We start from the raw sequence: 24,879 nt of genomic DNA on the forward strand, positions 1-24,879 counted from the left end.
CCTCATGATGCGGCCACTTGAATCGAATGTCTCCACGCCCACCTGATCAGGATTGAAAGCGGCGCAACCGTGTCATTGTTTCAGTCATATGGATCTGGGTGCTTTTTGGCGCGCCGGCGTCGGACCAAGATCTTCCCGTGTGTCCTCTCTCGAGGTTTGCCTGTTGTTATTACCTTTTGTTGACACTTCTTTGCAAAGGTCGGCCGACGTGGAAACATCAAAACTCCCCGAACAATAGGTTGTGCGATGACCATGGCGGCCGTGATCGAGAGCCCGACGGCCGAGGCGCAGCCGCTGACGTCAGGCATCACGCGCGTCGACATCCTGTCCGACCTCGCAGCCGCTGAGCCGATCTGGCGCGCGCTCGAGATGTCGGGCCTGTCCACCCCCTATCAGCGTTTCGACTTCCTTCAGGCTTGGCAGCGCCACGCCGCCGCCCAGCATAACGCGACACCGCTCGTCATCGTCGCGTGGGATGCGCAACAGCGGCCGCTGCTGCTCTTGCCGCTCGCGTTGCGGCATGTCTGCGGCGCGCGCGTGGCCGGCTTCATGGGCGGCAAGCACACGAGCTTCAATATGGGCCTGTGGGACCGCGCCTTCGCCGCATCGGCGACCGCGGGCGATCTCGATGATCTTCTCAACGGCTTGCACGAGCGGGACGTCGTCGATGTGCTGGCTTTGACGCAGCAGCCCATGCGCTGGCGCGATCAGGCCAATCCGCTCGCGCTGTTGCCGTATCAGCCGTCCGCCAATGGCTGCCCCGTGCTGACAATGCCGCCCGGCGCCGACCCGACCGCGCTCGTCTCGAATTCGTTCCGCCGCAAGCTGAAAGCCAAGGAGAAGAAGCTGCAGGCGCTCCCAGGCTACCGTTATCTCATCGCGGAGACCGATGCCGAAATCGCCCGCCTGCTCGACTGGTTCTTCAAGGTGAAGCCGATCCGGATGGCCGAGCAGAAGCTGCCGAATGTCTTTGCCGAGCCTGGCATCGAAGCGTTCGTCCGCGAAGCCTGCACAGCGCGCCTCGCTTCAGGCCGCCGCGCCATCGAGATCCATGCGCTGGACTGCGACGAGGAGATCATCGCGCTGTTTGCCGGCGTTGCCGACGGCGAGCGTTTTTCGATGATGTTCAACACCTACACGCTCTCTGAGCATGCACGCTGGAGCCCCGGGCTGATCCTGATGCGCGACATCATCGATCATTGTGCCGCAGAGGGCTATCGCCGCCTCGATCTCGGCATCGGTACGGACGACTATAAGCGGATGTTCTGCAAGGACGATGAGCCGATCTTCGATAGCTTCATTCCGTTGAGCGCGCGCGGCTGGCTCGCGGCAATGGCGCTATCGGGCCTGCATCGCGGCAAGCATCTGGTCAAACACAACCCGGCGCTGTTCGGTCTCGCGCAACGGCTTCGCGGCGCGTTGCGCTGAGCGCCACAGATCATGCGGCGACGCCGCGCTTGCCCTTGTAGCCGGCGGCCGGAGCTTCGATCGGCTTGTCCAGCATGGTGACGGCGGCGAAGCCCACCGCCAGCAGCTGCTCCCGCATCCGGCTGCGGCTTTCGCTGGACAGTCCGGCATCCGGCACCACCACCGCGCGCGCGCCGGATGCCAGCAGTTCGACCGACAGGTTGGCGGCATTGCCGGCGTCGAGCAGCACATGGTCGTAAGCCCGCTGCAAGGCGTCGATGGCGAGCATCAGGCGCGGCGACTGCAGTTCGGTGCGGTCTCCGCGGCCGGCGCTGACGAGGTGGAGTTTGGACGACCGATCCTTGGTGATGATGCTGGAGAACGAGGCCGCGCCGCTCATCAGCTCGGTCAGACCGGGCGCGACCGGATCGACGGAGGCGGCTGCGATGACCTCCGACGATCCGGCGAGGTCGACCAGCACCACCCGCGCCCGCATGGCCATGGCACGGGCCAGCGCCATCGCTGTTGCAGTAATCGCCTCGCCCGGGGCCGTGCCGAGCATGGTGACCTTGCGAGCGCCTTCGGCGGCGCCGAGCAGGTCGGTGGCCAGCTTCTCGGCCTCGCTGAATTCAGGCGCGGGCTCGATGGCCGCGGGAGCCGCAGCAGGTGCGACCTCTATCTTCAATGCAGGCGCCGGCGGAGGAACCGGGGCTGCGGGCGGCATCACCGATGCGGCCGTCATCATCATCGGCTCGATTCGCGCAATGACGGCGGCCTGCACCGTTGGAGCGGCTGGAGCGGCAGCGCCTGACGGCATCGTGATGCGCAGCAATTCGCCGGTGATCACAAGGCCGGATGTCAGCATCAAGGTCGCCAACGTGGCGATCAGCACGATCGGCAGCTTCTTCGGATACGCCGGGGTATTGGACACGATGGCACGCGAAATGATCCGTCCTTCCGCCGGTGCGGTGTCGATGCTTTCGCGGGTGTTCGCTTCGCGATATTTTGCAAGATACGATTCCAGCAGATCACGTTGCGCCTTCGCTTCCCGCTCCAGCGCCCGCAGCTGGACGTCCTGGCCATTGGTCGAGGACGCCTGCTTTTTCGCCTGGTCCAAGCTCTGGCTCAGCTCCTGGACCCGCCCGGCAGCAATTCGCGCATCGCTATCGAGCGAGCGCGAGATCTTCCCGGCCTCATCGCGGATCTGGCGGTCGAGATCGGCCAGTTGCGCTTTCAGTTCCTTGATGCGTGGGTGGTTGTCGAGCAGCGTCGACGACTGCTCTGCCAGCTGCGCGCGGAGATTCACGCGCTGCTCTGACAGGCGCCGCATCAGCTCGGAGTTGAGTACCTCCGATGCCTCGATCGGCTGCCCGCCCTGCAGCATCTCGCGGATCAGCCGTGCCTTGGTCTCGGCATCCGATTTCAAGGCGCGGGCATTGTTGAGCTGGGTGTTGACCTCACCCATCTGCTGGTTGGACAGCGAGGTGTTGTTGGTGCCCATGAAAGAATTCGACTTGGCACGGAAGTCTTCGACCCTCGATTCCGCCTCTTCGACCTTCTTGCGCAGGTTTTGGATCTCGCCAGCCAGCCATTGGCTCGCCGTCTTGGCCTGATTCTGCCGCGCATTCTGCTGCAGGACCAGATAGCCCTCGGCGACCGCGTTGGCGACGCGCGCCGCAAGCTCGGGATCCTGCGACTGAAACTCGACGACGATGACGCGCGACTTGTCGACTGCATAGACGGTCAGACGCTCGTAATAGGCGTCCATCACCCGCTCTTCGGGGGTCATGGACAGCGGGTCGCGCACAAGTCCGATCATAGCGGCCACCGATTTCAGCGGCGACACGCCACGCAGCACCGGATCGAACTCAGGCAGTTCGGCAAGCTTGTTGTTCTTGATGATCTCACGCGCCAGGTCACGCGACAGCACGAGCTGAACCTGGCTGGTCACCGCCTCGGGATCGAGCGCGGTCCGCTCTTCGTTGCGTTCGCTGTTGGGGCGCAAGAATACGTTTTCGCGCCCGTCGATCAGGATCCGCGACTCGGACTTGTAGCGCGGCGTCACGGAATTGACGGCAAAGATCGAAAGGGCCAAGGCGAGCAAAGTCGGAACGATGATGAAGAGGCGCTTGCGCGCCAGGGCGCGGCCAAGTAGCCGCAAATCGAGATCGCCGCTCGGCACGCCTGACTCCTGTGCGGATCGCGTGATCTTCTCGGCAGCCCGGGTCTCGGCGGCTTGCGCCTTATCTTTGCCGGTACGCCAAAACGCCAAACGCATCGCTCACTCCCGCGAAGCCAACGCCACATCGCCACTCTACGTGGTAGAATTACACTCCATTAAGGTTGCTACCGGGTTAATCGGAACCAGAACCAACACGATGTGGGAAGACACGCCGTCGAGATGGTACTCTACGCCGCCCTCCGGTGCCGGTAACGTCGCTCCTTCATCATCGTGGAAAATCGGTTGCGTTCGTTGAGGCCATTACGCTTCGTTAACCATAAAAGCCTTATCGAAATCTGGACTTGTCGATGCCTGCCGCAATGAAACGCGCCGTCGCCTCCTTTTTCCGCCCGCTGCCGGGTATGCGAACTTGCATGCGCTCGGCGCGATGCGACGTGTCGGACCAAGTGTGACGATGCCCATGTCCGAGCGACGATTTCGTATTCTCCATGCGGTCCGCGCGCCAGTCGGCGGCATTTTTCGTCACATTCTGGACCTCGCCAACGGCCAGGTCGATCGCGGCCACGAAGTCGGCATCATTGCAGACAGTCTCACGGGCGGCGACCGCGCCAATCAGGCGCTCGCCGAGATCGCCCCTCGCCTCAAGCTCGGCGTCCATCGCATCGCAATTCATCGCGAGCCACGACCAAGCGACGTCGCCGCTTTTGCCAAGTTCAACCGGCTCATCGGCGACCTGAGCCCGGAAGTGCTGCACGGCCATGGCGCGAAGGCAGGCGCCTTTCTCCGCATGCTTGCGCGCCGGCCCGGAACGATTCGAGTCTACACCCCGCACGGCGGTTCCCTGCACTACCCGCTCAACACTGTGAAAGGCGCGCTCTATGCTCGCCTTGAACGGGCGCTGATGAATCGCACCGACCTCTTCTTGTTTGAAAGCATTTTTGCACGGGACACCTATCAGCGCACGATCGGTGCGCCGAAGGGGCTCGTGCGCTGCGTCTTCAACGGCGTCACCGCAGGTGAATTCGACCCGGTCGCCAAGGCCGGCGATGCAACCGACATCGTCTATGTCGGCGAGTTCAGGGCCATCAAAGGCGCCGACATCCTTGTGGATGCACTCGCCCGCCTCCATGCCGAAGGTAAGCCGTTGACGTTGACGCTCGCCGGTGACGGCGAGGAGATGGAGCAGCTTAAGGCCCAAGTCGAAAAGCTCGGCCTTGCTCAAGCGGTCCGCTTCATCGGCCATGTCAAGGCGCGCTACGGTTTCTCGCAAGGACGCCTTCTTGTCGTTCCGTCGCGCGGCGACTCGATGCCTTACGTGGTGATCGAGGCGGGCGCAGCGGGGGTCCCGATGATTGCCGCCAAGGTCGGCGGCATTCCCGAGATTTACGGTCCCTATGGCGATGCTCTGTTTGCGCCGAACAACGTCGGCGCGATGGCGGATGCGATCGAGGCGGCGCTGGAGGATCAAGATACAGTGCGAAAGCGTGCCCAGGCACTGCGAGAGCGCATTTTCCAGCATTTCTCGAAAAACGCGATGGTTGAAGGAGTGCTGGCAGGCTATCGCGAAGCATTTACCAAGACCTGACTACGTTTACCACTGCTAACAGATTCTTCCGAATTGCCGCCTAACCCGGAGCATGGGGATTTCCCTCATGCCTTGATTGCGCATACATCACGAAAAACCTTTTCGGGCTGGTACGACTGTGGACCCCATTAACGCACGCTCGATGTTGAATGCTGCGGCAACCGCCGCCCCCACCACCTCGACCGGCGTTCCTGGCGTCGAACGCCGGCGCCGCTTGACGCCCGCAGCGCTTGCAGTCGCCAACCAGAAAGTCCGTCGCGCCTATTCGCCGATCGTGATCGCGGGCGTGGTGCGCATCGCCGACTTCTTTCTGCTCGGTGTCGTCGGCAGCGTGATCTATCTCAGCTACGTCGTCCCGCTGAGCGGCTTTCACTGGGAATATCTTGCAGCCATCTTCGGCGTAGCCGCGACCACCGTGATCTGCTTCCAGGCAGCGGACATTTACCAGATCCAGGTCTTCCGGGGTCAGGTGCGGCAGATGACGCGGATGATCTCGTCTTATTCCTTCGTCTTTCTGCTGTTCATCGGCATTTCCTTCTTCGCCAAGCTGGGCAGCGAGGTCTCGCGCCTGTGGCTCGCGGCATTCTTTTTCACGGGCCTTGCCGCACTGATTGCTGCCCGCGTGTTTCTGCGCGGCCTGATCCGCGGATGGGCGCGGGAAGGCCGGCTCGACCGGCGCACCATCATCGTCGGCGCCGATGAGAGCGGCGAAGAGCTGGTCCGCGCCCTCACGAACCAGGAGGATTCCGACATCGAGATCCTCGGCGTGTTCGACGACCGCAACGACAGCCGCGCACTGGACACCTGCGCCGGCGCTGCCAAGCTCGGCAAGGTCGACGACATCCTCGAATTCGCGCGCCGCACCCGCGTCGATCTTGTGCTGTTCGCGTTGCCGATCTCGGCTGAGACGCGCATCCTGGACATGCTGAAGAAGCTCTGGGTGTTGCCGGTCGACATCCGGCTCTCGGCGCATACCAACAAGCTGCGCTTTCGTCCCCGCTCTTATTCCTATCTCGGCGAGGTGCCGACGCTCGACATGTTCGAGGCACCGATCACCGATTGGGACCTCGTGATGAAATGGCTGTTCGATCGTCTGGTCGGCGGCCTCGTCCTGCTGCTCGCTTTGCCTGTCATGGCGCTGGTCGCGATCGCGATCATGCTCGACAGCCCCGGTCCAGTTTTGTTTCGGCAGAAGCGTTTTGGCTTCAACAACGAGCGGATCGATGTATTCAAATTCCGTTCGCTGTACCATCATCAGGCCGATCCGACGGCCTCGAAGGTCGTCACCAAGAACGACCCGCGCGTGACCCGGGTCGGCCGTATCATCCGCAAGACCAGCCTCGACGAGCTGCCGCAGCTGTTCAACGTCGTGTTCAAGGGCAACCTGTCGCTGGTGGGGCCGCGCCCGCACGCCGTTCAGGGCAAACTTCAGAACCGCCTGTTCGACGAGGCCGTCGACGGCTATTTCGCCCGCCACCGGGTCAAGCCGGGTATCACCGGATGGGCGCAGATCAACGGCTGGCGCGGCGAAATCGATAACGAAGAAAAGATCCAGAAGCGCGTCGAATTCGATCTCTATTACATCGAGAACTGGTCGGTGCTGTTCGACGTCTACATCCTGCTGAAGACACCGGTCGCGCTGATGACCAAGAGCGAGAACGCGTATTGAGGCCGGATCTCGCGCTGATCGGCATCTCGTCCGATCCGCGGTTCGAGGTCGCGTTGTGAGTGTGTGATGGCGTATGCGGCGACAGCCGGAGAGTTCGCGTCCCGACCGGCAGTTCCTCCCGGCATCGTCACGCTGCAGCGCGCGCTCATCTGGATGGTCGGCGCCTCCAGTGCGATCGTCTTCATTGAGCCAAGCCCTTATGAACTGATGACGCTGGCAGCGGCGTCCGTCTTCGTCGCCACGGGCGTCCGGCTCAGGCTGGTTCTGGTGCCGCTGCTCCTCCTGCTGTTCCTGGTCAATCTCGGCTACACGATCAGCGCCATCCCCCTCTTCGGCGAATCCACTGTGGCAAGCTGGATCGCGACCTCCTGGTACATGGCCGTGACGGTGGTGTTCTTCGCGCTGGTCTGCGCCGAGGATACCGCCGCTCGCCTCGACATGCTGCGCCGAGGTCTCGTGGTCGGCGGCGTCATCGCCGCGCTCGGAGGCGTCGCCGGCTATTTCCACCTCGTGCCCGGCGGCTATGATCTCCTGACGCTCTATGGACGCGCCCGCGGCACGTTCAAAGATCCGAACGTGCTTGGCGCCTATCTGATCCTGCCCGCGCTGTTCGCTTTGCAGAATGTCGTCACCGCGCATCTTGCCAAGGCATTGCGCGGCACCGTTGCGCTTGGGGTCATTGCGCTCGCCATCCTGCTAGCGTTCTCGCGTGCGGCCTGGGGCGGCCTGATCCTGACCGCCGCCTTCATGCTAAGCCTGATGGTGCTCACCAGCCGGTCGCGCGGCGAACGCTCGCGCATCATCATCATGACGCTCGTCGCCGCGCTCGCTGCCGTGCTGCTGATTGCCGTGCTCTTGTCGTTTGATTCCATTGCCGACATGTTCCGGCAAAGAGCGAGCTTCGACCAGAGCTACGACGAAGGCCGCTTCGGGCGGTTCGGCCGGCACATTCTCGGCGCCGCCATGGCGCTCGATTTGCCCTTCGGCATTGGGCCGCTCCAGTTTCACAACTACTTTCCCGAAGACACCCACAACTCCTATCTGAATGCCTTCATGTCCGGCGGCTGGTTGTCAGGCATCTGCTATCCGACCCTGGTCTTCATCACCGTGATCCTCGGCTTTCGCCACACTTTTATCCACGTGCCCTGGCAGCGCACCTATATCGCGATCTTCGCGGCCTTCGTCGGCACCGTCGGCGAGAGCTTCATCATCGACACCGACCATTGGCGTCATTTCTTCATGATGCTCGGCACTATGTGGGGCATGTTCGTCGCCGCCCAATCTTATAGGAGCGAGAGACCATCAGCTGTGATCGTCCCTCGCAAAGCGTAGCGGTTCACGTCAGCCCTCGACCTCGAATGTCAGGTCGGCCTTCGCCACCAGCCGCTTGATCAGTCGCTCGCCCATCGCCGCGCCCGGGGTCCAGAAGCCACCTTTCACCTCCGGCGCATCACGCAACAGACACATCGCGCATTCCGAGATCATCTTGGCCGTCAAGCCATAACCGGGATCGCCCTTGCCCTTCACGGTCGCGGCAGCCCGCCGCCCGTCCGCACCGACAGCAACGTACAGCAGGTCGAAATACCCGTTGTCGCGCTTCTCCTTCGACGGCCCCTCGCCCACCTTGGGCGCATTCGGGCCGGTCTTCTCTGCGTTGGCCGCCATCACCAGCTTGGCGTTGGCCTGGCCCTGCTCGCCGTCGCCGGTCAGCACCATCTCGTCGTAGACGAAGTCCTGACCATAGGGAAAGCCCATCAGCATGTTGGAGCGATGGACGTTGCGCGTATTGACCAGCGCCATTGCAAACGGCGCGGCCCAGGACTGGAAATCCTCTTCGTAGAGCGGCCTGTTGCCTGGCGGCTGCTTCGGCCCCTTGAAGCCGGGCGTCAGCGCGAACGGATCCTTCATGATCGCAACCAGGCTCAGATCATTGGTCAACGCTGTGGCTGTCGCCTTGGCGCTGGCCGCCGTGCCGCCCGAGAGCGAGCCGCTCATGCCGCGGATGCGGCCCTTGACCCGGGCCGCCGGCGCGCCCAGCACCTTTCTCGCCTGCTCCTGCACGAAAAATACGCCGAGTTCGAATGGCACCGAGTCGAAGCCGCAGGAGAACAGGACGCACGCACCGGTCTTTTCCGCTTCCGCCTGATGCTTCTCGATCATCTGGTGCATCCACAGCGGCTCGCCGCAGAGATCGACATAGTCGGTGCCCGATGCCACGCAGGCGGCGAGCACATCGGCACCGTAGAGCTGATAGGGGCCGACCGTGGTCAGCACGAGATTGGTCTGATCGACCATCGCACGAATGGAGGCGGGATCACTCGAGTCGGCCACGATCAGCGGAGTGTCGGCGTGCGCGCCGATCGCGTCGCGGACGGAGGCGAGCTTGTCGCGGCTGCGGCCGGCCATCGCCCACTTCAATCCGCCGTCCCGATAATCCGAGGCAAGGTATTCGGCGACGAGCTGGCCGGTAAAACCGGTGGCGCCATAGACGACGATGTCGAATTTCGACGAAGACTTCATAGCTTCATTCCTGCAATCAGTGCGTCAGTTGTGGATTGCTTCGCTTCGCTCGCAATGACGCACGCCATTCCTATTTCTTTCCATACGACACGCTCATGCCGGCGCGAACGTCATTCTGGATGCCGTAAGGCGCGATCGGATAGCGCAAGCCGTTCTTGGCGAGCTGCTTCATGCCGGCGATCGCCTTGGCAAGATCCCCAGGGCTCAACGCCATCAACATCTCCTCATCCGGCACGCCGCCATAGCGCCGCTCGGCAAAGCACGGCAGAGACAGGCTGGGTTCACCGGTCTTCAGCGCCCGCCCCCAGGAATCCGCGCAAGCGGTCTCGCCGACCACACCCCATTCGAACTTCTTGTAGCCCACATATTGCAGACCGTTGATCAGGATGATCATCTGGCCCGGCGTCGCGTAGACCAGGCAGATGTCCGGCGGATTGAGGCGTCCGCTGGCGAGCGGGCTCACCGCCATCGCCTGATAACGGCCGAACGGAACCACGTCCAGCGCCTCCTGGCGCTTGCGCGCATCCTCGGGCGTGCCGTGCCACACCCCGACATAGTTGGCGCCGGTGCGCCAGGTCTCGTCCTGCGGGCCGAGCCCGATCACGGCGCGACACTGCGCGCCGACGAGATCGTCGCCGGTGATGCCGACCGTCCAGCCGAGCCGCGAAGCCATGCTGACGATCTGGTCCGTCGTATGGACCGCAGAGGGACGGCGGATCTTCTCGACCGCCTCCATATCTTCGACGCGGGCGAACATCTTGATGCCCACGACCGTGGTCTTCAGCCGCAGCAGGCTATTGAGGTCGGCCACCATGCCGGCCAGGTCGAGCCTGTCGGTCGCGTTCGGCTGTTGCATGTGGCACTCCCTCCCTGCTGCATCGTCTGATCGTGCGATGCCCTCGTTCGACGTCCGCGCGCTTGTTAGACGCTTGCGTCTGCCGAAGCCAGTAATTCTGCGGTCCGCGCTCGCATGCCGTATCATGATCCTTCTCGATGTCTCTAGAATCGCTTATGAATTTCTGATCCTCAGACAGGGGCCATCGATGAGCCGCAGCGACCGGAAGAATGCCGCCAAGGGCACAACGGCCGGTCCCAACCCGCAGCCGTCGCCGCCACAATCGTCCGCAACCCAGGCGCTCTATGAAACCGGCCTGCAGCATTTGAGCGCCGGCCGCTTCCTTGATGCCCAAATGTGCTGCCAGCAGGCGCTTGCGACCGATCCGGGCCATGCCGACAGCCTGTATCTGATGGGCCTGGTGTCGCTGCAGATGCGACAATACGACCACGCGGTCGAATGGTTGTCGCGCGCCATCCGGCAACAGCCGAAAGTCGATTATCTCACCAGCCTCGGCTTCACGCTGAAGCAGATGGGCCGGTTCGACGATGCGCTCAGCGTGTTCGACAAGGCCATTCAGCTCAAGCCTGACGATGCCGAGCTGTGGAAGCATCTCAGTGGCGTGCTGCTGTCGCTGAAGCGGTCCGACGATGCGCTGTTGGGCTATCAGCAGGTGTTGAGGCTGAATCCGCGGCATTGGGAGGCGGCGCTGCAAAGCGGCCTCCTGCTGCACCAGGAGAAGCGCTTCGAGGAGGCGCTGCGGCAGTTCGATCTCTGCCTCGACATCAGACCGGACCATGCGCCGACCCTGCAGGCACGCGCGCGAAGCCTGCGCAAGCTGAAACGCTACGACGAGTCTCTCGCCGACCTCACGCGCGCGCAGGAGCTCGAGCCGGACGATCCCATCATCTGCAACAATCTTGGTGATGCGCTGGTCTGGCTCGGCCGTTACGAGGAAGGCATCACATGGTTCGACAAGGCGCTGAACGCGCGGCCGGATTATATCGAGGTGCTGCTCAACAAGGGCTTTGCACTGCTGCAACTGCTTCGTTTCGAAGACGCGGGCGACGTCTATCGCCGCATCCTGCAGCTTGCGCCTGATAACGCCAAAGCGGCCTGGCAGCTGGCCCATGTCGAGCTGCAGTGCGGCGATTTCAAATCCGGCTGGGCGCGCCGCGAAGCACGCTGGAACATGCCGGATTTCTCGCTCGACTATCCGCGCTTCGCCCAGCCGAAATGGCTGGGACAGGAGGACATCGCGGGCAAGACTATCCTGATCGAAGAGGATGAAGGTTTTGGCGACACCATTCAGTTCGCGCGCTATCTGCCGATGGTGGCGGCGCGCGGGGCGAAAGTGATCCTCGTCGTGCGCGAGGCGCTGTGCCCGCTGCTGTCCGGTGTCGAGGGCGTCGCACAATGCATTCCGTGGTCGCCTGAGCCGCGGCCCGCCTTCGACATGCATTGTCCGGTGATGAGCCTGCCGCTCGCCTTCGGCACCACGCTGGAGACGATTCCCTCGCCGAACTACCTGCCGCCACTGCCGGCGGACCGGATCGCGACGTGGGAGCAGCGGCTCGGCCGCTATGACCGCCTGCGCGTCGGTCTCGTCTGGGCCGGCAATCCGCACCAGGGCAACGACCGCAACCGCTCGATGCCGCTGCAGATGCTGTTGCCGCTGCTCGACCTCGACGCCGATTTCGTCAGCCTGCAGAAGGACGTTCGGCCCGATGACAAAGCGCTGCTGATCCAACGACGCGAGATCCACGACGTCGGCGCAGGACTCGCCGACTTCGTCGACACGGCTGCGCTGATCTCCTGTCTTGACCTCGTCGTCACCGTCTGCACCAGCGTCGCGCATCTCGCAGCGACCCTCGGGAAGCCGACCTGGATCATGCTGCCGTACATCGCCGACTGGCGCTGGCTGCGCGATCGCGAGGACAGCCCGTGGTACCCGACCGCGCGGCTGTTCCGGCAGGATGAGAGCCGCAGCTACGCGCCCGTCGTGCAAACAGTGCGCGCCGAGCTCGAAAAGCGCACAGTGGCGTTCAGGAGAGCCTAGCTTCGGTCCGGCCCCGGCAGCAGCTGATCGGTGCGACCGCGCAGCCGATAGGCAACCAGACCCAGCCATTCGCGCACGGCGACATCGGTGCGGCCCAATCCGACCAGCGCGATGTTCTCGAAGCTGAACAGATCGTCCCAGTGGCCGACCCGCCAGTCGACCGGATAGGGCTCGACCGGAAAGCCCGCCTTGCGGAACAGCCCGACCGAGCGCGGCATGTGATAGGCCGAGGTCACAAGCAGCCAATGCTCGCCCGGCTTCGGCGTCACCAGCTGCTTGGAGAAGATGGCGTTCTCGTAGGTGTTGCGCGACAGCCGCTCGATGATCAGCCGCTCCTTCGGTACGCCGAGGCTGGTCAGGATCTCCGAGGCGAAGTCGCCCTCCTTCGCATCGTTCGAGATCAGATTTGCGCTGCCGCCGGTAAACAGCACGCGCGCATTCGGATAGCGGCGCGCCAATACAGCCGCGGCGATGATGCGGTCGGCGGCCGCACGCGTGATCGGGGTGTTGTGGATCACCGAGATATCCGCATCGATCGGCCCGCCCAGCACGACGATGCCGTCCGGCGCACCTTTGCTGTCGTCCCATTTCGGAAACCGGCTCTCCAGCGGATACAGAAGATAGTTGCCGAGCGGCGAGAACGCGCAGATCGCGAGCAGCAGGATCGTGAAAACGAACAACCTGCGGCCCCATTTGGCCCAGCGCGTCGCCAAAAGAAGCGCAGCGATCAGACCCAGTTCGAGCAGGAAGTTGGTCGGCAGCAGCATCGTGCCGACGGTTTTCGACAAGACAAAGAACATCCCACACTCCGCGTGCGCCGCGCTTGTTCGGCGATGCCCTCTTACACGACAGCCGTGCCCCGCGTATCCGGCTATCTGCAGTGCGGATGCAATTTGCTATGGATGGAGGCTGAAAGCTTCCCGAGCCGAACCAAAGAGGCGCGACATCGTCATGGCCCACCATCATCTGCATTCCAGCCCCGAAACCTGTCATTGGGGCTTCTTCGAAGCCAGACTGAAGCCGGTGCTGACGATCGAAAGCGGCGACGAGGTGACGATCGACACCATCAGCGGCGGTCCCGACGTGGTGCCGGACAGAACCAAGTTCGACGTCCCGCCGGAGCTGTTCGAGGTCCACGCGAGGAGCGAGCGCATGGTGCCCGGCCACATCCTGACCGGCCCGATCGCAGTTGATGGCGCCGAGGTCGGCGACGTCCTGGAGGTCGATATCCTCGACGTGCAGCTTCGGCAGGACTGGGGCTACAATCTGATTCGTCCGCTTGCCGGCACCCTGCCCGACGATTTCCACGAGAGCCGCCTGCTCAATATCCCGCTCGACCGGGCGCGTATGGTCGGAAAGCTGCCCTGGGGCCTGGAGCTGCCGCTGGCGCCGTTCTTCGGCGTGATGGGCGTGGCGCCGCCGCCGGCCTGGGGCCGCATCACCTCGCTGATCCCGCGCGCGATGGGCGGCAATCTCGACAACAAGGAGCTCGGCGCCGGCGCCAAGCTGTACCTGCCGGTGTTCGTGCCGGGCGCGCTGTTTTCCTGCGGCGACGGCCACGGCGTGCAGGGCGACGGCGAGGTCTGCGTCACCGCGATCGAGACCGCGCTGCAGGGACGCTTCCGGCTCACCGTGCGCAAGGACATCGAGCTCGACTATCCCCGTGCCGAGACCGCGACCCACTACATGACGATGGCGATGGACCCCGATCTCGATCAATGCGTGGTGCGTGCATTGCGCGACATGATCGTGCTGCTCGGAGAGAAGCGCAACCTGTCGCGCGAGGACGCCTACACGCTCTGCAGCCTGGCCGCCGACCTGCGCGTGACCCAGACCGTCAACGGCTCCAAAGGCATCCATTGCATGATCGCCAAGTCCGTGGTGCACGGCTGAGGTCGCGGTGACCCGGCCACGGCGAGGTGTCATATCCCTGTCAAAGGCGGTGAGGCATTTTGCCGGGCCGAACCTGAGACAGGGATTGCACGGATGAGCCAGACCGACGCCAGCCGCGATAAAGCTTTGCGCGCGCTGATCGACGAGGATTTCAGGGACAGCCTCGACGAAGAACTCGAGCTGGAGCTGGAGGACAGCCAGCTCGACCAGTTCAAGCAGCTCGAGCTCACTCATGAGGCGCGCGACACCCTGGACCGCCAGGTCTATTTTCGGGAGCTGTTCCGCCTGCAGGGCGAGCTGGTGAAGCTGCAGGATTGGGTCCAGCACAACAGGCTCAAGGTCGTCGTCGTGTTCGAGGGCCGCGACTCCGCCGGCAAAGGCGGCGTCATCAAGCGCATCACGCAACGGCTCAATCCGCGCGTCTGCCGCGTCGCCGCCCTGCCCGCGCCCAGCGAGCGCGAGCGCACGCAATGGTACTTCCAGCGCTATGTCTCGCATCTGCCGGCCGGCGGCGAGATCGTGCTGTTCGACCGCTCCTGGTACAACCGCGCCGGCGTCGAGCGCGTGATGGGCTTCTGCACCGAGGACCAGGTCGAGGAGTTCTTCCGCTCGGTGCCCGAGTTCGAGCGCATGCTGGTGCGCTCCGGCATCATCCTGATCAAATACTGGTTCTCGATCACCGACGAGGAGCAGCAATTCCGCTTCCTGATGCGCATCCATGATCCGCTCAAGCAGTGGAAGCTGAGCCCGATGGACGTGCAGTCGCGCAGCCGCTGGGAGCTGTACACCAAGGCCAAGGAAGACATGCTGAACCGGACCCATATTCCGGAGGCGCCGTGGTGGGTGGTCGAGGCGGTCGACAAGAAGCGCGCGCGGCTCAACTGCATCTCGCATCTGTTGAGCCAGGTGCCCTATGGCGAAGTGCCCCACGAGCCGGTCGTGCTGCCCGACCGCATCCGCGACCCCAGCTATCATCGCGAACAGATCCCGCCGGAGATGTACGTGCCGGCAAGGTATTGAGGCACGATTGCTGGGATCGCTCCTCTGCTGGAGCGATTTCCGTTCGAGCGGACGATTTGAGCAAAGTGCAGCAATCAGCCCCGCTGTCATCGCCCGGTTCAGCCGGGCGATCCAGTATTCCAGAGACAGTCGTTGTTTCTCGATAAGCCGCGGCGTACTGGATCCCCGCCTTCGCGGGGATGACGTCCGAGTTTGGCGATCGATGATCGAGCTCTCAGAGGCACACGTTCTCATCCTCGCGCCGCTTTCGCGCCGAGCTCTGCTCATCACATCACCCTCGCGATAACGAGGGCGCAGGGAAGGCCGGATGCCAGGCCGGCACCCATGGCCCGCGTGCGAAAGAAAATGCACGCGGCGGTTACCACAGGTACGGCCGAAAACACCCGGCCTTCCCTGCGCGATGGTTTTAACGGTTTCCTGCGCGCTCTCCCCGGGGATCGGCTTGATTGCCCCCGTCATCCGCGCGATGCGCAAGCATCGTCGCCAACTTGACGTCAGCACCGAGACGCCAGGACCACACGCCTTCGCCGTCCGTGACACACCGCTCGTCCGCGCAAGCCAAGACCCGCGCACGCCGCATCACGTCCACCGCATCCCGCACTCCACGTCTCGTGACGATCGCGATACGCCCCTCATCGATGAGGCAGGATGGGGCTAGCTAAGCACATTTCTGAAAAAACGAAATAAAAATATTTCCGCCGGTCGGTCTTGGCCGGCTGATCGCGTTGAACGGTCACGTGAAATGAATTTTTCGGCGCAGACCATTTTGGCCTGATCTGCCCTCTCCCCGAAGGGGCGCGCGCGTGGAAAGGTCGAGGTGATTCGTCCGCCGGGCACCTCGGCGTGCCCGATCTGCTTGCCCAAGTACCGACGTCCCTATGGGGCTGGCGAGACCGCGGGCCCGGCAGGCGGACGGCTCTGAGCGACTCCGAAAGGCCGAATCCGAGGGCTATGGCGACCCTGCCACAGCTGCCGGTGTTGACTGCGTTCTGCACGTTTGACGAGTCCCGCGGGGAAACGCCAGATTCTCCATATTTTCTTTAAATTCAATAGCTTAACCCCTTTTCATGCAAGTGGCTGTACAACTTATCGGAATCCTAATAGAGTCTAAAAAGTTACTTTTCTGTACACCGGATACGGACTAGCTTTTAGGCATGGCCACGGAAAAAGCCGAGACTGACCGTATTCCCGTAACCCTGGCCCTGGCGACCATTGGCTACCTCGAGAAGCTCGTGAAGCAGGGCACCCACGGCACCAGCGTTCCAGGTGTCTGCAGAACGTTGATCGAAGAAGGCATCAGGCTCGCCATCAAGGACGGGCTCTTGTCGATCCGCGACAACGGCAGGGCGTAAGCGGAGGCGTTTCAAGCGAGAAGTTTCGGCGGCACGCGACGGCCCGGACGATCCAGCACGGATCCAACTTGGAACCATAGAATATGCCCGCCGACCGACCCACTGCACCTTCCACCTGGACCGAGGAACGAATCCAGCTCCTGAAACAGCATTTTGAGGCCGGGCTGACCTGCCGCGAAATCGCCGCCGAGATTGGCGTCAGCCGCAATGCGGTGATCGGCAAGATCTCGCGCTTGGCGCTGGTGCGCGACAATGGTGGCGACACGCGCCGCATGGTGCGTGGCGAAGCGGCCAAGGACGGCGCCCGCCCGCGCCCGGTGCCCAAGCTGCGCCGGCGGATCCTGAAGGCGGTGCAGTCCGAGCCGATGCAGGTGACTGCTCTGGAGGAGATTGTCGTTCCGGTCGAAAAGGGCTGCTCGCTGTTCGAGCTGTCCAAGGAGCGTTGCCGCTGGCCGATCTCGACACCCGGGGCGGACGATTTCTGCTTCTGCGGCTCGACGCCGGTGGAAGGCCTGCCCTATTGCGCCGGCCACACCCGCATGGCCTATCGCGTCGCCTCGTCGCGATAAGGGTGGAACTCGCGGATCAATTGGTTACGAACCTCACTCGCGCCGAGGAGACAGCGCACCCTCTCCCCTTGCTGGAGAGGTGGCAGCCGAAGGCTGCCGGGCGAGGGGTGTCTCTCAGCAGAGACGGTGGCTATGGAGACAAACCCCTCACCCGAGTGAGCATGACGCTGGTGTCAGTGTAGCCCTCTCCCGCAAGGGGGGAGGGCCCAGTCGATGGCGCCGTGCAGCAACGGTGTAACTATCTTCCGCATCGTGGGTCTCGCCGTCGCCTACCCCAGCCGCCAGCCGACCTCTTGCACGAAGCGCTGGAAGAATTCGGGCTCGTAGGCTTCTTCCGGCGACTGCCGGACCCGCAGGTCCAAGAGCTTTGCGTCCTCACCGACCAGGATCCGCCACTGCTCGGTCTTGACGCCGTCCAGGATGATCCTGGCTGCCTGGGCGGCAGTCGTCGGCGCATCCTCCATGAATCTGCGCGCGCGCTCGGCGGCGGCTGCCTGCACATCCTCATCGGACATCGTATCGACATCGATGCCGATCCCCTTCATGCGCTGCCGCGCCTGCAGGAGTTCCGTCTCGCTCAGGCGGTCCGAATCCGTTCCGCTCTGGACCTTGCGCGAGTTCGACACGATCGCGGTGCCGATGTGCCCGGGCATCACCACCGAACATTTGATATGCGGCGCGTTGAGGCGGAGATCGTTGATCAGCGCCTCGGTGAAGCCTTTGACGGCGAATTTCGCCGCACTATAGGCGGTGTGCGCCACCCCGGTGCCGACCGAGGCCCAGAAACCATTGACGCTGGAGGTGTTGATGATGTGCGCCTCCTCCGCCCGCATCAGCATCGGCAGGAAGGTGCGCACGCCGAAATACACCCCACCCCAGGAGATGTTGAAGGTGCGTTCCCACTGCTCGCGGCTGTTGGTGAACAGGCTGCCGCCGCCGCCGATTCCGGCGTTGTTGAACAAGAGATGGATCTTGTCGGTCGCGTGCTGCGCGGCCACCTCGTCGCGAAAGCGCTTGAGCTGATCCTCGACGGCGACATCGACGATATGCGTGGTCACGCGCAAGCCCTGCGGCAGCATTTCCGCCTCGCACAGACGCTTGCTCTCGACCATCGACTCCGCCGAGACGTCGCAGATCGCGACATTGCAGCCTTCGGCCACGAGCTGGCGCGCGAGCTCGCGACCCATGCCCGCGCCCCCGCCGGTGACGACGGCGGTCTTACCTGCAAAATCCTTCATGAGCGCACGTCCTTCTCTGTCGTCCCGTTACTGCGATACCCCAGACTTAAGACCTTTTTCCAGCATCGCCAAAGATGATGCCGCTCGCCTGCCCGCCCGGCCATTGAACCTGTTTGCCGGGACACGCGACTCACTCAACAGCCAAAAACAGGCGTGCAGGAGGCTCGCATGGCGCATTGGCAGGATCAGATGGTGGACCGCCCTGCCCCGGACGGCGGGGCCGCCGCGGATGACGGGGCCTACATCACCGGATGGACAATCAGCGGCATCGCGGTGCTCGGCACCATCGTGGCGGTGTGGCTGCTCGGCATCTGAACGCCGTCCCGGAAAATGAAACGGCCCCGGTGCTGACTGCACCAGGGCCGGCAGGGCGTGACTGTTACGGATTTTCTCAGCGGCCGGTGGTGCCGCCGGCGGGCCCATTCGGGGTCAGCGTCGACCCGCTCGGGGATGGATTGATCAAACTGTTACCGGACGGATTGAGCGTGCTGTTGGCGGCGGCCGCCGCGCCGCCGGCATTGTAGTTGGGGTTGCCGGCGCCGAGGCCCGTGGTCGTGCCCGGCGTTGCCGGCGTGGTCGCGCCGCCGGTGACAGACCCTGTTCCGACGCCCGCCGAGCCGCCGGCTGTGGAACCGGTGCCGGCCGCTCCGGTGCTCTGCGCCATTGCCGCGCCGCTCGCGACCATCAGGGCGGCTGTGAGTCCTATCGTGGTTAGTCTCATGGTTACTTTCCTTCGTGGGTGCCCCCCGAACAAATCGTTGAATTGCCTGCCGTTCCCAAGACCGCCCTGCCCCCGCTGCACGCCGCCCGGGCGGTTTCGCAGGGCTCATCACGCTGGCCTGACTGGTGAGCGCAACAGCCGCTCGCCTCCGCACCATCTTGCATACAATGATCATTCATTGGTGATTTTTTAGTCTTTCGATCTGCCGCTCGCAGACGAGCACTGACTTTCTCCACTTGAACAACGCCATCTTTTCAATGGCTTACAAATTTGTGCTCAGTAAAGCGGCGCTGGCACGAAGCTTGCGAAAGCTCTTCACGAGGCTCCGCTTGACGCGGTGAAGCCGAGACAGCAGCGGACGCGCGGTCCGCGAGGGGAGCACACCATGGACTTTGGCGGGATTTCACGGCGGCATCTGTTGCAGGGTGGCGCGGCGCTCGGGTTGAGCGCAGCCGCAGGCTCAAAGCCGGCCTTCGCGGCGGAGACGACGATCGGCTTCATCTATGTCGGCTCGCGCGACGACTACGGCTACAACCAGGCGCATGCGCAAGGCGCGGCGGCGCTGAAGAAGCTGCCCGGACTGAAGGTGATCGAGGAAGAGAAGGTGCCGGAGACGGACGCGGTGGAGAAGACCATCGAGTCCATGATCAATCTCGACGGCGCCACCCTGCTCTTCCCGACCTCGTTCGGCTACTACAATCCGCACATGATCAAGATGGCCAACAAGTACCCGAAGCTGCACTTCGAGCACTGCGGCGGCCTCTGGACCGACAAGGACCCGAAAAACGCCGGCTCCTATTTCGGCTATATCGACGAGGCGCAATACATCTCCGGCATCGTCGCGGGCTACACCACCAAGAGCGGCAAGCTCGGCTTCGTCGCGGCCAAGCCGATCCCACAGGTCTTGCGCAACATCAACGCCTTCACGCTCGGCGCGCGCCTCGCCAACCCGAAGGCCACCACCCAGGTGATCTTCACCGGCGACTGGTCGATGCCGGTCAAGGAGGCCGAGGCGACCAACAGCCTGATCGATCAGGGCGTCGACGTTCTGACCTGCCATGTCGACGGGCCCAAGACGATGGTCGAGAACGCGGCGCGCCGCGGCGCCTTCGTCTGCGGCTATCACGTCAACCAGTCGCCCTTGGCGCCCAAGGCCTATCTCACCGGCGCCGAATGGAATTGGGAGGCGCTCTATCCAAAATTCGTCAAGATGCTGGCCGCCGGCGAGAGCATTCCGAACTTCTATCGCGGCGGGCTGAAGGAAGAGATCGTCAAGGTCTCGCCTTACGGCGAAGCGGTCTCGGACGAGGCGAAGAAGCACGCCGACGAGATCAAGGCCAAGTTCATGGCCGACGGCTACACGATCTTCAAAGGCCCGATCAAGGACAACAAGGGCAATACCGTGATCGCTGCCGGCATCGATCGCGGCCAGAAGGATCCCGAGCTCGAGAAGATGGACTATCTGGTCGAGGGCGTGCTCGGAGCCACCTCATGACCTCGGAGACGGCCGATCCGTTGGACGCGGCCGTCGTCGCGCCGGCCGCCGATCCCGGCTTTCTGCAGCGCTACGGCGCATCGATCGAATATGTCCTCATTCCGGGCGCGGCGCTGGCCGCCGCGCTCATCGCCTTCGGCGGCTTCGTCGCGCTGTTCGGCAAGAGCCCGCTCGATCTCTATTGGTACATGTATTACGGCGCGTTCGGCACCTGGTTCTCCTGGCAGAACACGCTGACGCGCGCCGCCCCTCTCATCCTCACCGCGCTGTGCACCGCGCTTCCGGCGCAGCTCGGCATGGTGATCATCGGCGGCGAAGGCGCGCTTCTGATCGGCGCGCTGGCCGCGACCTCGGCGGCGCTGGCGCTGCAGAGCATGCCGCCGCTGGTCGTGCAGGTCGCGATGGTCGTTGCCGGCATGGCCGGCGGCGGGCTCTGGATCATGCTGGCCGGCGGCTTGCGCCATTATCGCGGGGTCAATGAAACCATCTCCAGCCTGCTGCTGGTCTACATCGCGCTTGCCGTCCTCAACCACCTCGTCGAAGGCGCGATGCGCGATCCCGCCAGCCTCAACAAGCCCTCGACGCGCGAGATCGGCGCCGCCAACATGATCGGCTCCATTCCCGGCACCGACGTGCATTGGGGCCTTGTGTTCGGGCTGGTCGCTGCGCTTGCCGCCTACGTGCTGATCTATCACACGACCTTCGGTTTCGCCGCGCGCGTCGCCGGCGGCAACATCCGCGCCGCCAAGATCGTCGGCCTCTCCGTGGGCCAACTGATCCTGACCATCTGCTTTCTCGCCGGCAGCTGCGCCGGGCTCGCCGGCATGGTCGAGGTCGCAGCGGTGCAGGGGCGCACCAACGCCAACCTCGCGGTCGGCTACGGCTTCACCGGCATCCTGGTGGCGTTCCTGGCCCGGCAGAATCCGCTCGCGATCATTCCGGTGGCCATCTTGCTCGGCGGCATCGGCGCCTCCGGCGGGCTGCTGCAGCGCCGCCTCGGCCTGCCCGACGCGTCGGTGCTGGTGCTGCAGGGCATCATCTTCGTGTTCGTGCTGGCGAGCGATGCGCTCTACGGCCGCATCGGTTTCCTGAAAGGAAAATCCTGATGGCAGACGGCTCGATCGGCCTCTGGACCGTTCCGCTCGCGGTGCTCGGCGGCGCCATCCGCGTCTCCACACCCTTTCTCTTTGTGAGCCTCGGCGAATGCATCACCGAGCGCTCGGGCCGCATCAATCTCGGTCTCGAAGGCACGCTCGTGATGGGCGCGATGAGCGCCTACGGCATCTCCTATCTCTCGGGTTCGCCATGGCTGGGCGTGCTCGCCGCCGGCCTCACCGGCGCGCTGTTCGGCGCGCTGCACGCCGGCATCTGCTCGCTGCCTCGGGTCAACGACATCGCGGTCGGTATTGCGCTGATGCTGTTCGGCACCGGGCTCGCCTTCTATCTCGGCAAGCCGCTGATCGAGCCCACGGCGGCACGGCTGCCGGCGATCGATTTCGGCTGGTGGAGCGACATCCCGCAGCTGCGCGCGGCACTGCGCATCAACGTGCTGTTCCTGATCGGCGTCGCGCTGGCGCCGCTCCTGTTCTGGGCCTTCCGCACCACGCGCTGGGGCCTCCTGATCCGCACCGCCGGCGAGAGCGCGGATGCGGCGCGCGCGATGGGCCATTCGGTGCTCTTGATCCGCCTGCGCGCCACCATGGCCGGCGGCTTCCTCGCCGGCATCGGCGGCTCGTTCCTGTCGCTGTTCTATCCCGGCAGCTGGAATGAGGGCCTGTCGTCGGGGCAAGGCATCACCGCGGTTGCGCTGGTGATCTTCGCACGCTGGGATCCCCTGCTGTGCCTTTGGGCGTCGCTGGCCTTCGGCGGCGCCGCAGCACTCGGGCCCGCGCTGCAATCGGTCGGCGTCACCTCCGGCTATCACCTGTTCAACGCCGCGCCCTACATCCTGACTTTGCTGATCATGATCATCACCTGCTCACCGAAGCGCACCTTGAGCGGCGCGCCGGCCGAACTGTCGATCACCCGCTGACGACCCGAAGAGGACGCCCATGGCCACGCGCACCATCCGCTCCGAACCCTATGCTTGGCCCTACAATGGCGAGCTGCGCCCCGACAATACCGCACTGATCGTGATCGACATGCAGACCGATTTCTGCGGTGTCGGCGGCTATGTCGACAAGATGGGCTATGACCTGTCGCTGACGCGTGCGCCGATCGAGCCGATCAAGACGCTGCTCACGGTGATGCGCGCACAGGGCTTCCATATCATCCATACTCGCGAAGGCCACCGCCCTGACCTTTCCGATCTCCCCGCCAACAAGCGCTGGCGCTCGCGGCAGATCGGCGCCGGCATCGGCGATCCCGGCCCCTGCGGCCGCATCCTGGTGCGCGGCGAGCCGGGCTGGGAGATCATCCCGGACCTCGCGCCGCTATCCGGCGAGGTGATCATCGACAAGCCCGGCAAGGGCTCGTTCTGCGCCACCGATCTCGAGCTGATCCTGCGCCTGCGCGGCATCGACAATATCGTCCTGACCGGCATCACCACCGATGTCTGCGTCCACACCACCATGCGCGAAGCCAACGACCGCGGCTTCGAATGCGTGCTGCTGTCGGACTGCTGCGGCGCCACCGACAAGAGCAACCATGATCACGCGCTGAAGATGATCAAGATGCAGGGCGGCGTGTTCGGCGCGGTCGCGACCTCGACCGCGCTGATCGAGGCGCTGTCGTGAGAGCCGATCCGCCGATCGGCGTCGAGGCCGTCGCGATGACGATGCGCTTCGGCGACTTCACCGCGCTCGACAATGTCGAATTGAAGGTGAGGCCCGGCTCGTTCCACGCCTTGCTCGGCGAGAACGGCGCCGGCAAGTCGACGCTCGTCAAATGCATCATGGGCTATTACCACCCGACCGAAGGCGCGGTGCTGATCGGCGGCCGCGAGCGCGCGGTTCACAACCCGAAGGACGCGCATGCGCTCGGGCTCGGCATGGTCTATCAGCATTTCACCCTGGTGCCCGCGATGACCGTCGCCGAGAACCTGGTGCTCGCGCGCGATCACGTGCCTGCGGTGGTCGACTGGACCAAGGAGCGCGATGAGCTCGCGTTCTTCCTGTCGAAGATGCCGTTCCAGGTGCCGTTGAACGCCAAGGTCGCTGACATCTCCGCCGGCGAGCGGCAGAAATGCGAGATCCTCAAGCAGCTGTATCTGAAGCGCCGTTTCCTGATCCTGGACGAGCCGACCTCGGTGCTCACCCCCGGCGAAGCCGACGAGGTGCTCGGCATGCTCAAGGCCATGGTTCAGGCCGGCGATCTCACCATCCTGATGATCACCCACAAATTCCGCGAGGTGATGGCTTTCGCGGATGAGGTCACGATCCTCCGCCGCGGCAAGCTGGCCGGCCGCGGGCCCGTCAGCGAGCTCACGCCCGACGACATGGCGCGGATGATGATCGGCGCCGAGCAGCTCACCGTGCAGCCGGCGCGCACCGGCGAGGCCGGCACCATCAGGCTTGAGCTCGACAGCATCTGCGCGCGCGACGATGCCGGCGAGATCGCCGTCAGTGACCTGTCGCTTGCGGTGCGCGCCGGCGAGATCGTCGGCATCGCCGGCGTCTCCGGCAACGGCCAGCGCCAGCTGGTCGAGGTGCTGGCCGGCCAGCGCGAGGCCGACAGCGGCGCGATCCGCGTCTCCGGCGAGGCCTATCACGCGCAGCGCGAGGAGATGCGCCGGCACAAGATGTCGCTGTTGCCGGAAGAGCCCCTGAAGAATGCCTGTGTCGGCGGCATGAGCGTGGCGGACAACATTGCGCTGCGCGAGTTCGACCGCGCACCGTTTGCGCGCAGCAGCTGGTGGCTCAGCCGCACGGCGTTTCGCGCCAACGCCCGCGAGAAGATCGCGCGCTACAAGATCAAGACCCGCACGCCGGAGACGCCGATCGCGGCGCTGTCCGGCGGCAATGTGCAGCGCGCCGTGCTGGCGCGCGAGCTCGGCCATGACGTCGAGGTGCTGATCGCCGCCAATCCCTGCTTCGGCCTTGACTTCGCGGCGGTCGCGCAGATCCACGCCGAGATCATGGCCGCACGCAACCGCGGCGCGGCCGTGCTGCTCGTCAGCGAGGATCTCGACGAACTGCTCGAACTGTCCGACCGCCTCGTCGTGATGTTCCACGGCCGGCTGGTCTACGAGACCCGCGCCAGCGATGCCGATCTGACCGAGATCGGCCGGCACATGGCGGGACATTGAGCGGCCGTCTCGCGCGAATCACGTGCGCGTGTGACGCGGGCGTGATTGACCTGGATCAGTTGTCGCGTTCCCGTCCGCTGTTACCCCG

General features: G+C 64.1%; 21 protein-coding genes. 15 read left to right on the forward strand and 6 right to left on the reverse strand.

The window, feature by feature from the left end:
- Positions 1-246 precede the first annotated feature (246 nt).
- Entirely contained in the window at positions 247-1,428 is a 1,182-nt protein-coding gene (locus tag ACQR1W_RS28180; protein WP_434853857.1) for a GNAT family N-acetyltransferase, read from the forward strand.
- Between the two features lie 10 nt (positions 1,429-1,438).
- Here ACQR1W_RS28180 and ACQR1W_RS28185 read toward each other — a convergent pair whose 3' ends face one another.
- On the reverse strand, positions 1,439-3,685 hold the full coding sequence (locus ACQR1W_RS28185; RefSeq protein ID WP_434853858.1) for a GumC family protein: 2,247 nt from the start codon (positions 3,683-3,685) through the stop codon (positions 1,439-1,441).
- A gap of 358 nt (positions 3,686-4,043) precedes the next feature.
- On the opposite strand from ACQR1W_RS28185, the gene ACQR1W_RS28190 reads away from it, so the two are divergent.
- The 3 genes from ACQR1W_RS28190 (at position 4,044) to ACQR1W_RS28200 (ending at position 8,175) form a co-directional block, all read left to right on the forward strand.
- Positions 4,044-5,174, forward strand: a complete 1,131-nt coding sequence (locus ACQR1W_RS28190; protein ID WP_434853859.1) for a glycosyltransferase family 4 protein — start codon at positions 4,044-4,046, stop codon at positions 5,172-5,174.
- A 142-nt stretch (positions 5,175-5,316) separates the two neighbouring features.
- Positions 5,317-6,843 carry an undecaprenyl-phosphate glucose phosphotransferase gene (locus ACQR1W_RS28195; protein ID WP_434853860.1) on the forward strand — a complete coding sequence of 509 codons (1,527 nt, stop codon included), beginning with the start codon at positions 5,317-5,319 and terminating at the stop codon, positions 6,841-6,843.
- 66 nt (positions 6,844-6,909) lie between these two features.
- Positions 6,910-8,175, forward strand: coding sequence for an O-antigen ligase family protein (locus ACQR1W_RS28200; RefSeq protein WP_434853861.1), 1,266 nt, complete (start codon positions 6,910-6,912; stop codon positions 8,173-8,175).
- 9 nt (positions 8,176-8,184) lie between these two features.
- Here the strand turns inward: ACQR1W_RS28200 and ACQR1W_RS28205 are convergent, their stop codons facing one another.
- On the reverse strand, positions 8,185-9,363 hold the full coding sequence (locus ACQR1W_RS28205) for a saccharopine dehydrogenase family protein (protein WP_434853862.1): 1,179 nt from the start codon (positions 9,361-9,363) through the stop codon (positions 8,185-8,187).
- Between the two features lie 70 nt (positions 9,364-9,433).
- Positions 9,434-10,219 (reverse strand): DUF169 domain-containing protein, encoded by a 786-nt coding sequence (locus ACQR1W_RS28210; protein WP_434853863.1) that lies wholly within the window; start codon positions 10,217-10,219, stop codon positions 9,434-9,436.
- Positions 10,220-10,406: 187 nt separating this feature from the next.
- Here ACQR1W_RS28210 and ACQR1W_RS28215 point away from each other — a divergent pair, with 187 nt between their 5' ends.
- Positions 10,407-12,257, forward strand: coding sequence for a tetratricopeptide repeat protein (locus ACQR1W_RS28215; protein WP_434853864.1), 1,851 nt, complete (start codon positions 10,407-10,409; stop codon positions 12,255-12,257).
- Here ACQR1W_RS28215 and ACQR1W_RS28220 read toward each other — a convergent pair.
- Positions 12,254-13,057, reverse strand: coding sequence for a YdcF family protein (locus ACQR1W_RS28220; RefSeq protein WP_434853865.1), 804 nt, complete (start codon positions 13,055-13,057; stop codon positions 12,254-12,256). The genes ACQR1W_RS28215 and ACQR1W_RS28220 overlap by 4 nt on opposite strands.
- A gap of 151 nt (positions 13,058-13,208) precedes the next feature.
- Between ACQR1W_RS28220 and ACQR1W_RS28225 the strand changes: the two genes are divergently transcribed.
- The 4 genes from ACQR1W_RS28225 to ACQR1W_RS28240 all read left to right on the forward strand — a co-directional run bounded on the left by ACQR1W_RS28225 (position 13,209) and on the right by ACQR1W_RS28240 (position 17,091).
- A complete protein-coding gene (locus tag ACQR1W_RS28225) occupies positions 13,209-14,150 on the forward strand; it encodes an acetamidase/formamidase family protein (protein WP_434853866.1) in 942 nt (313 codons plus the stop codon).
- Between the two features lie 93 nt (positions 14,151-14,243).
- Positions 14,244-15,170 (forward strand): polyphosphate kinase 2, encoded by a 927-nt coding sequence (gene ppk2, locus ACQR1W_RS28230; RefSeq protein ID WP_434853867.1) that lies wholly within the window; start codon positions 14,244-14,246, stop codon positions 15,168-15,170.
- A 1,154-nt stretch (positions 15,171-16,324) separates the two neighbouring features.
- Entirely contained in the window at positions 16,325-16,522 is a 198-nt protein-coding gene (locus ACQR1W_RS28235) for a hypothetical protein (protein ID WP_006614936.1), read from the forward strand.
- A gap of 83 nt (positions 16,523-16,605) precedes the next feature.
- A complete protein-coding gene (locus tag ACQR1W_RS28240) occupies positions 16,606-17,091 on the forward strand; it encodes a GcrA family cell cycle regulator (protein ID WP_008969861.1) in 486 nt (161 codons plus the stop codon).
- Between the two features lie 269 nt (positions 17,092-17,360).
- Here the strand turns inward: ACQR1W_RS28240 and ACQR1W_RS28245 are convergent, their stop codons facing one another.
- The gene (locus ACQR1W_RS28245) at positions 17,361-18,329 is read right to left on the reverse strand and encodes an SDR family NAD(P)-dependent oxidoreductase (RefSeq protein WP_035981808.1); all 969 of its coding nucleotides are present in this window, start codon (positions 18,327-18,329) and stop codon (positions 17,361-17,363) included.
- Positions 18,330-18,497: 168 nt separating this feature from the next.
- Between ACQR1W_RS28245 and ACQR1W_RS28250 the strand changes: the two genes are divergently transcribed.
- Positions 18,498-18,644 (forward strand): hypothetical protein, encoded by a 147-nt coding sequence (locus ACQR1W_RS28250; RefSeq protein ID WP_434853868.1) that lies wholly within the window; start codon positions 18,498-18,500, stop codon positions 18,642-18,644.
- Between the two features lie 76 nt (positions 18,645-18,720).
- Here the strand turns inward: ACQR1W_RS28250 and ACQR1W_RS28255 are convergent, their stop codons facing one another.
- Positions 18,721-19,050 carry a hypothetical protein gene (locus ACQR1W_RS28255; RefSeq protein WP_434853869.1) on the reverse strand — a complete coding sequence of 110 codons (330 nt, stop codon included), beginning with the start codon at positions 19,048-19,050 and terminating at the stop codon, positions 18,721-18,723.
- A 385-nt stretch (positions 19,051-19,435) separates the two neighbouring features.
- Between ACQR1W_RS28255 and ACQR1W_RS28260 the strand changes: the two genes are divergently transcribed.
- The 5 genes from ACQR1W_RS28260 to ACQR1W_RS28280 are packed head-to-tail and all read left to right on the forward strand — an operon-like array spanning position 19,436 to position 24,791.
- The gene (locus ACQR1W_RS28260; RefSeq protein WP_434853870.1) at positions 19,436-20,545 is read left to right on the forward strand and encodes a BMP family ABC transporter substrate-binding protein; all 1,110 of its coding nucleotides are present in this window, start codon (positions 19,436-19,438) and stop codon (positions 20,543-20,545) included.
- Positions 20,542-21,651, forward strand: coding sequence for an ABC transporter permease (locus ACQR1W_RS28265; RefSeq protein ID WP_434853871.1), 1,110 nt, complete (start codon positions 20,542-20,544; stop codon positions 21,649-21,651). The genes ACQR1W_RS28260 and ACQR1W_RS28265 overlap by 4 nt, the downstream gene beginning before the upstream one ends.
- Positions 21,651-22,577 carry an ABC transporter permease gene (locus ACQR1W_RS28270; RefSeq protein WP_434853872.1) on the forward strand — a complete coding sequence of 309 codons (927 nt, stop codon included), beginning with the start codon at positions 21,651-21,653 and terminating at the stop codon, positions 22,575-22,577. Before ACQR1W_RS28265 ends, ACQR1W_RS28270 begins: the two co-directional genes overlap by 1 nt.
- A 19-nt stretch (positions 22,578-22,596) precedes the next feature.
- Entirely contained in the window at positions 22,597-23,280 is a 684-nt protein-coding gene (biuH, locus tag ACQR1W_RS28275) for a biuret amidohydrolase (RefSeq protein WP_434853873.1), read from the forward strand.
- 35 nt (positions 23,281-23,315) lie between these two features.
- Positions 23,316-24,791, forward strand: coding sequence for an ABC transporter ATP-binding protein (locus ACQR1W_RS28280; protein ID WP_434854035.1), 1,476 nt, complete (start codon positions 23,316-23,318; stop codon positions 24,789-24,791).
- Positions 24,792-24,879 lie beyond the last annotated feature (88 nt).

Origin of the sequence: Bradyrhizobium sp. HKCCYLS1011, assembly GCF_051167795.1 — a bacterium.
In the GTDB taxonomy this organism is placed as follows: domain Bacteria; phylum Pseudomonadota; class Alphaproteobacteria; order Rhizobiales; family Xanthobacteraceae; genus Bradyrhizobium.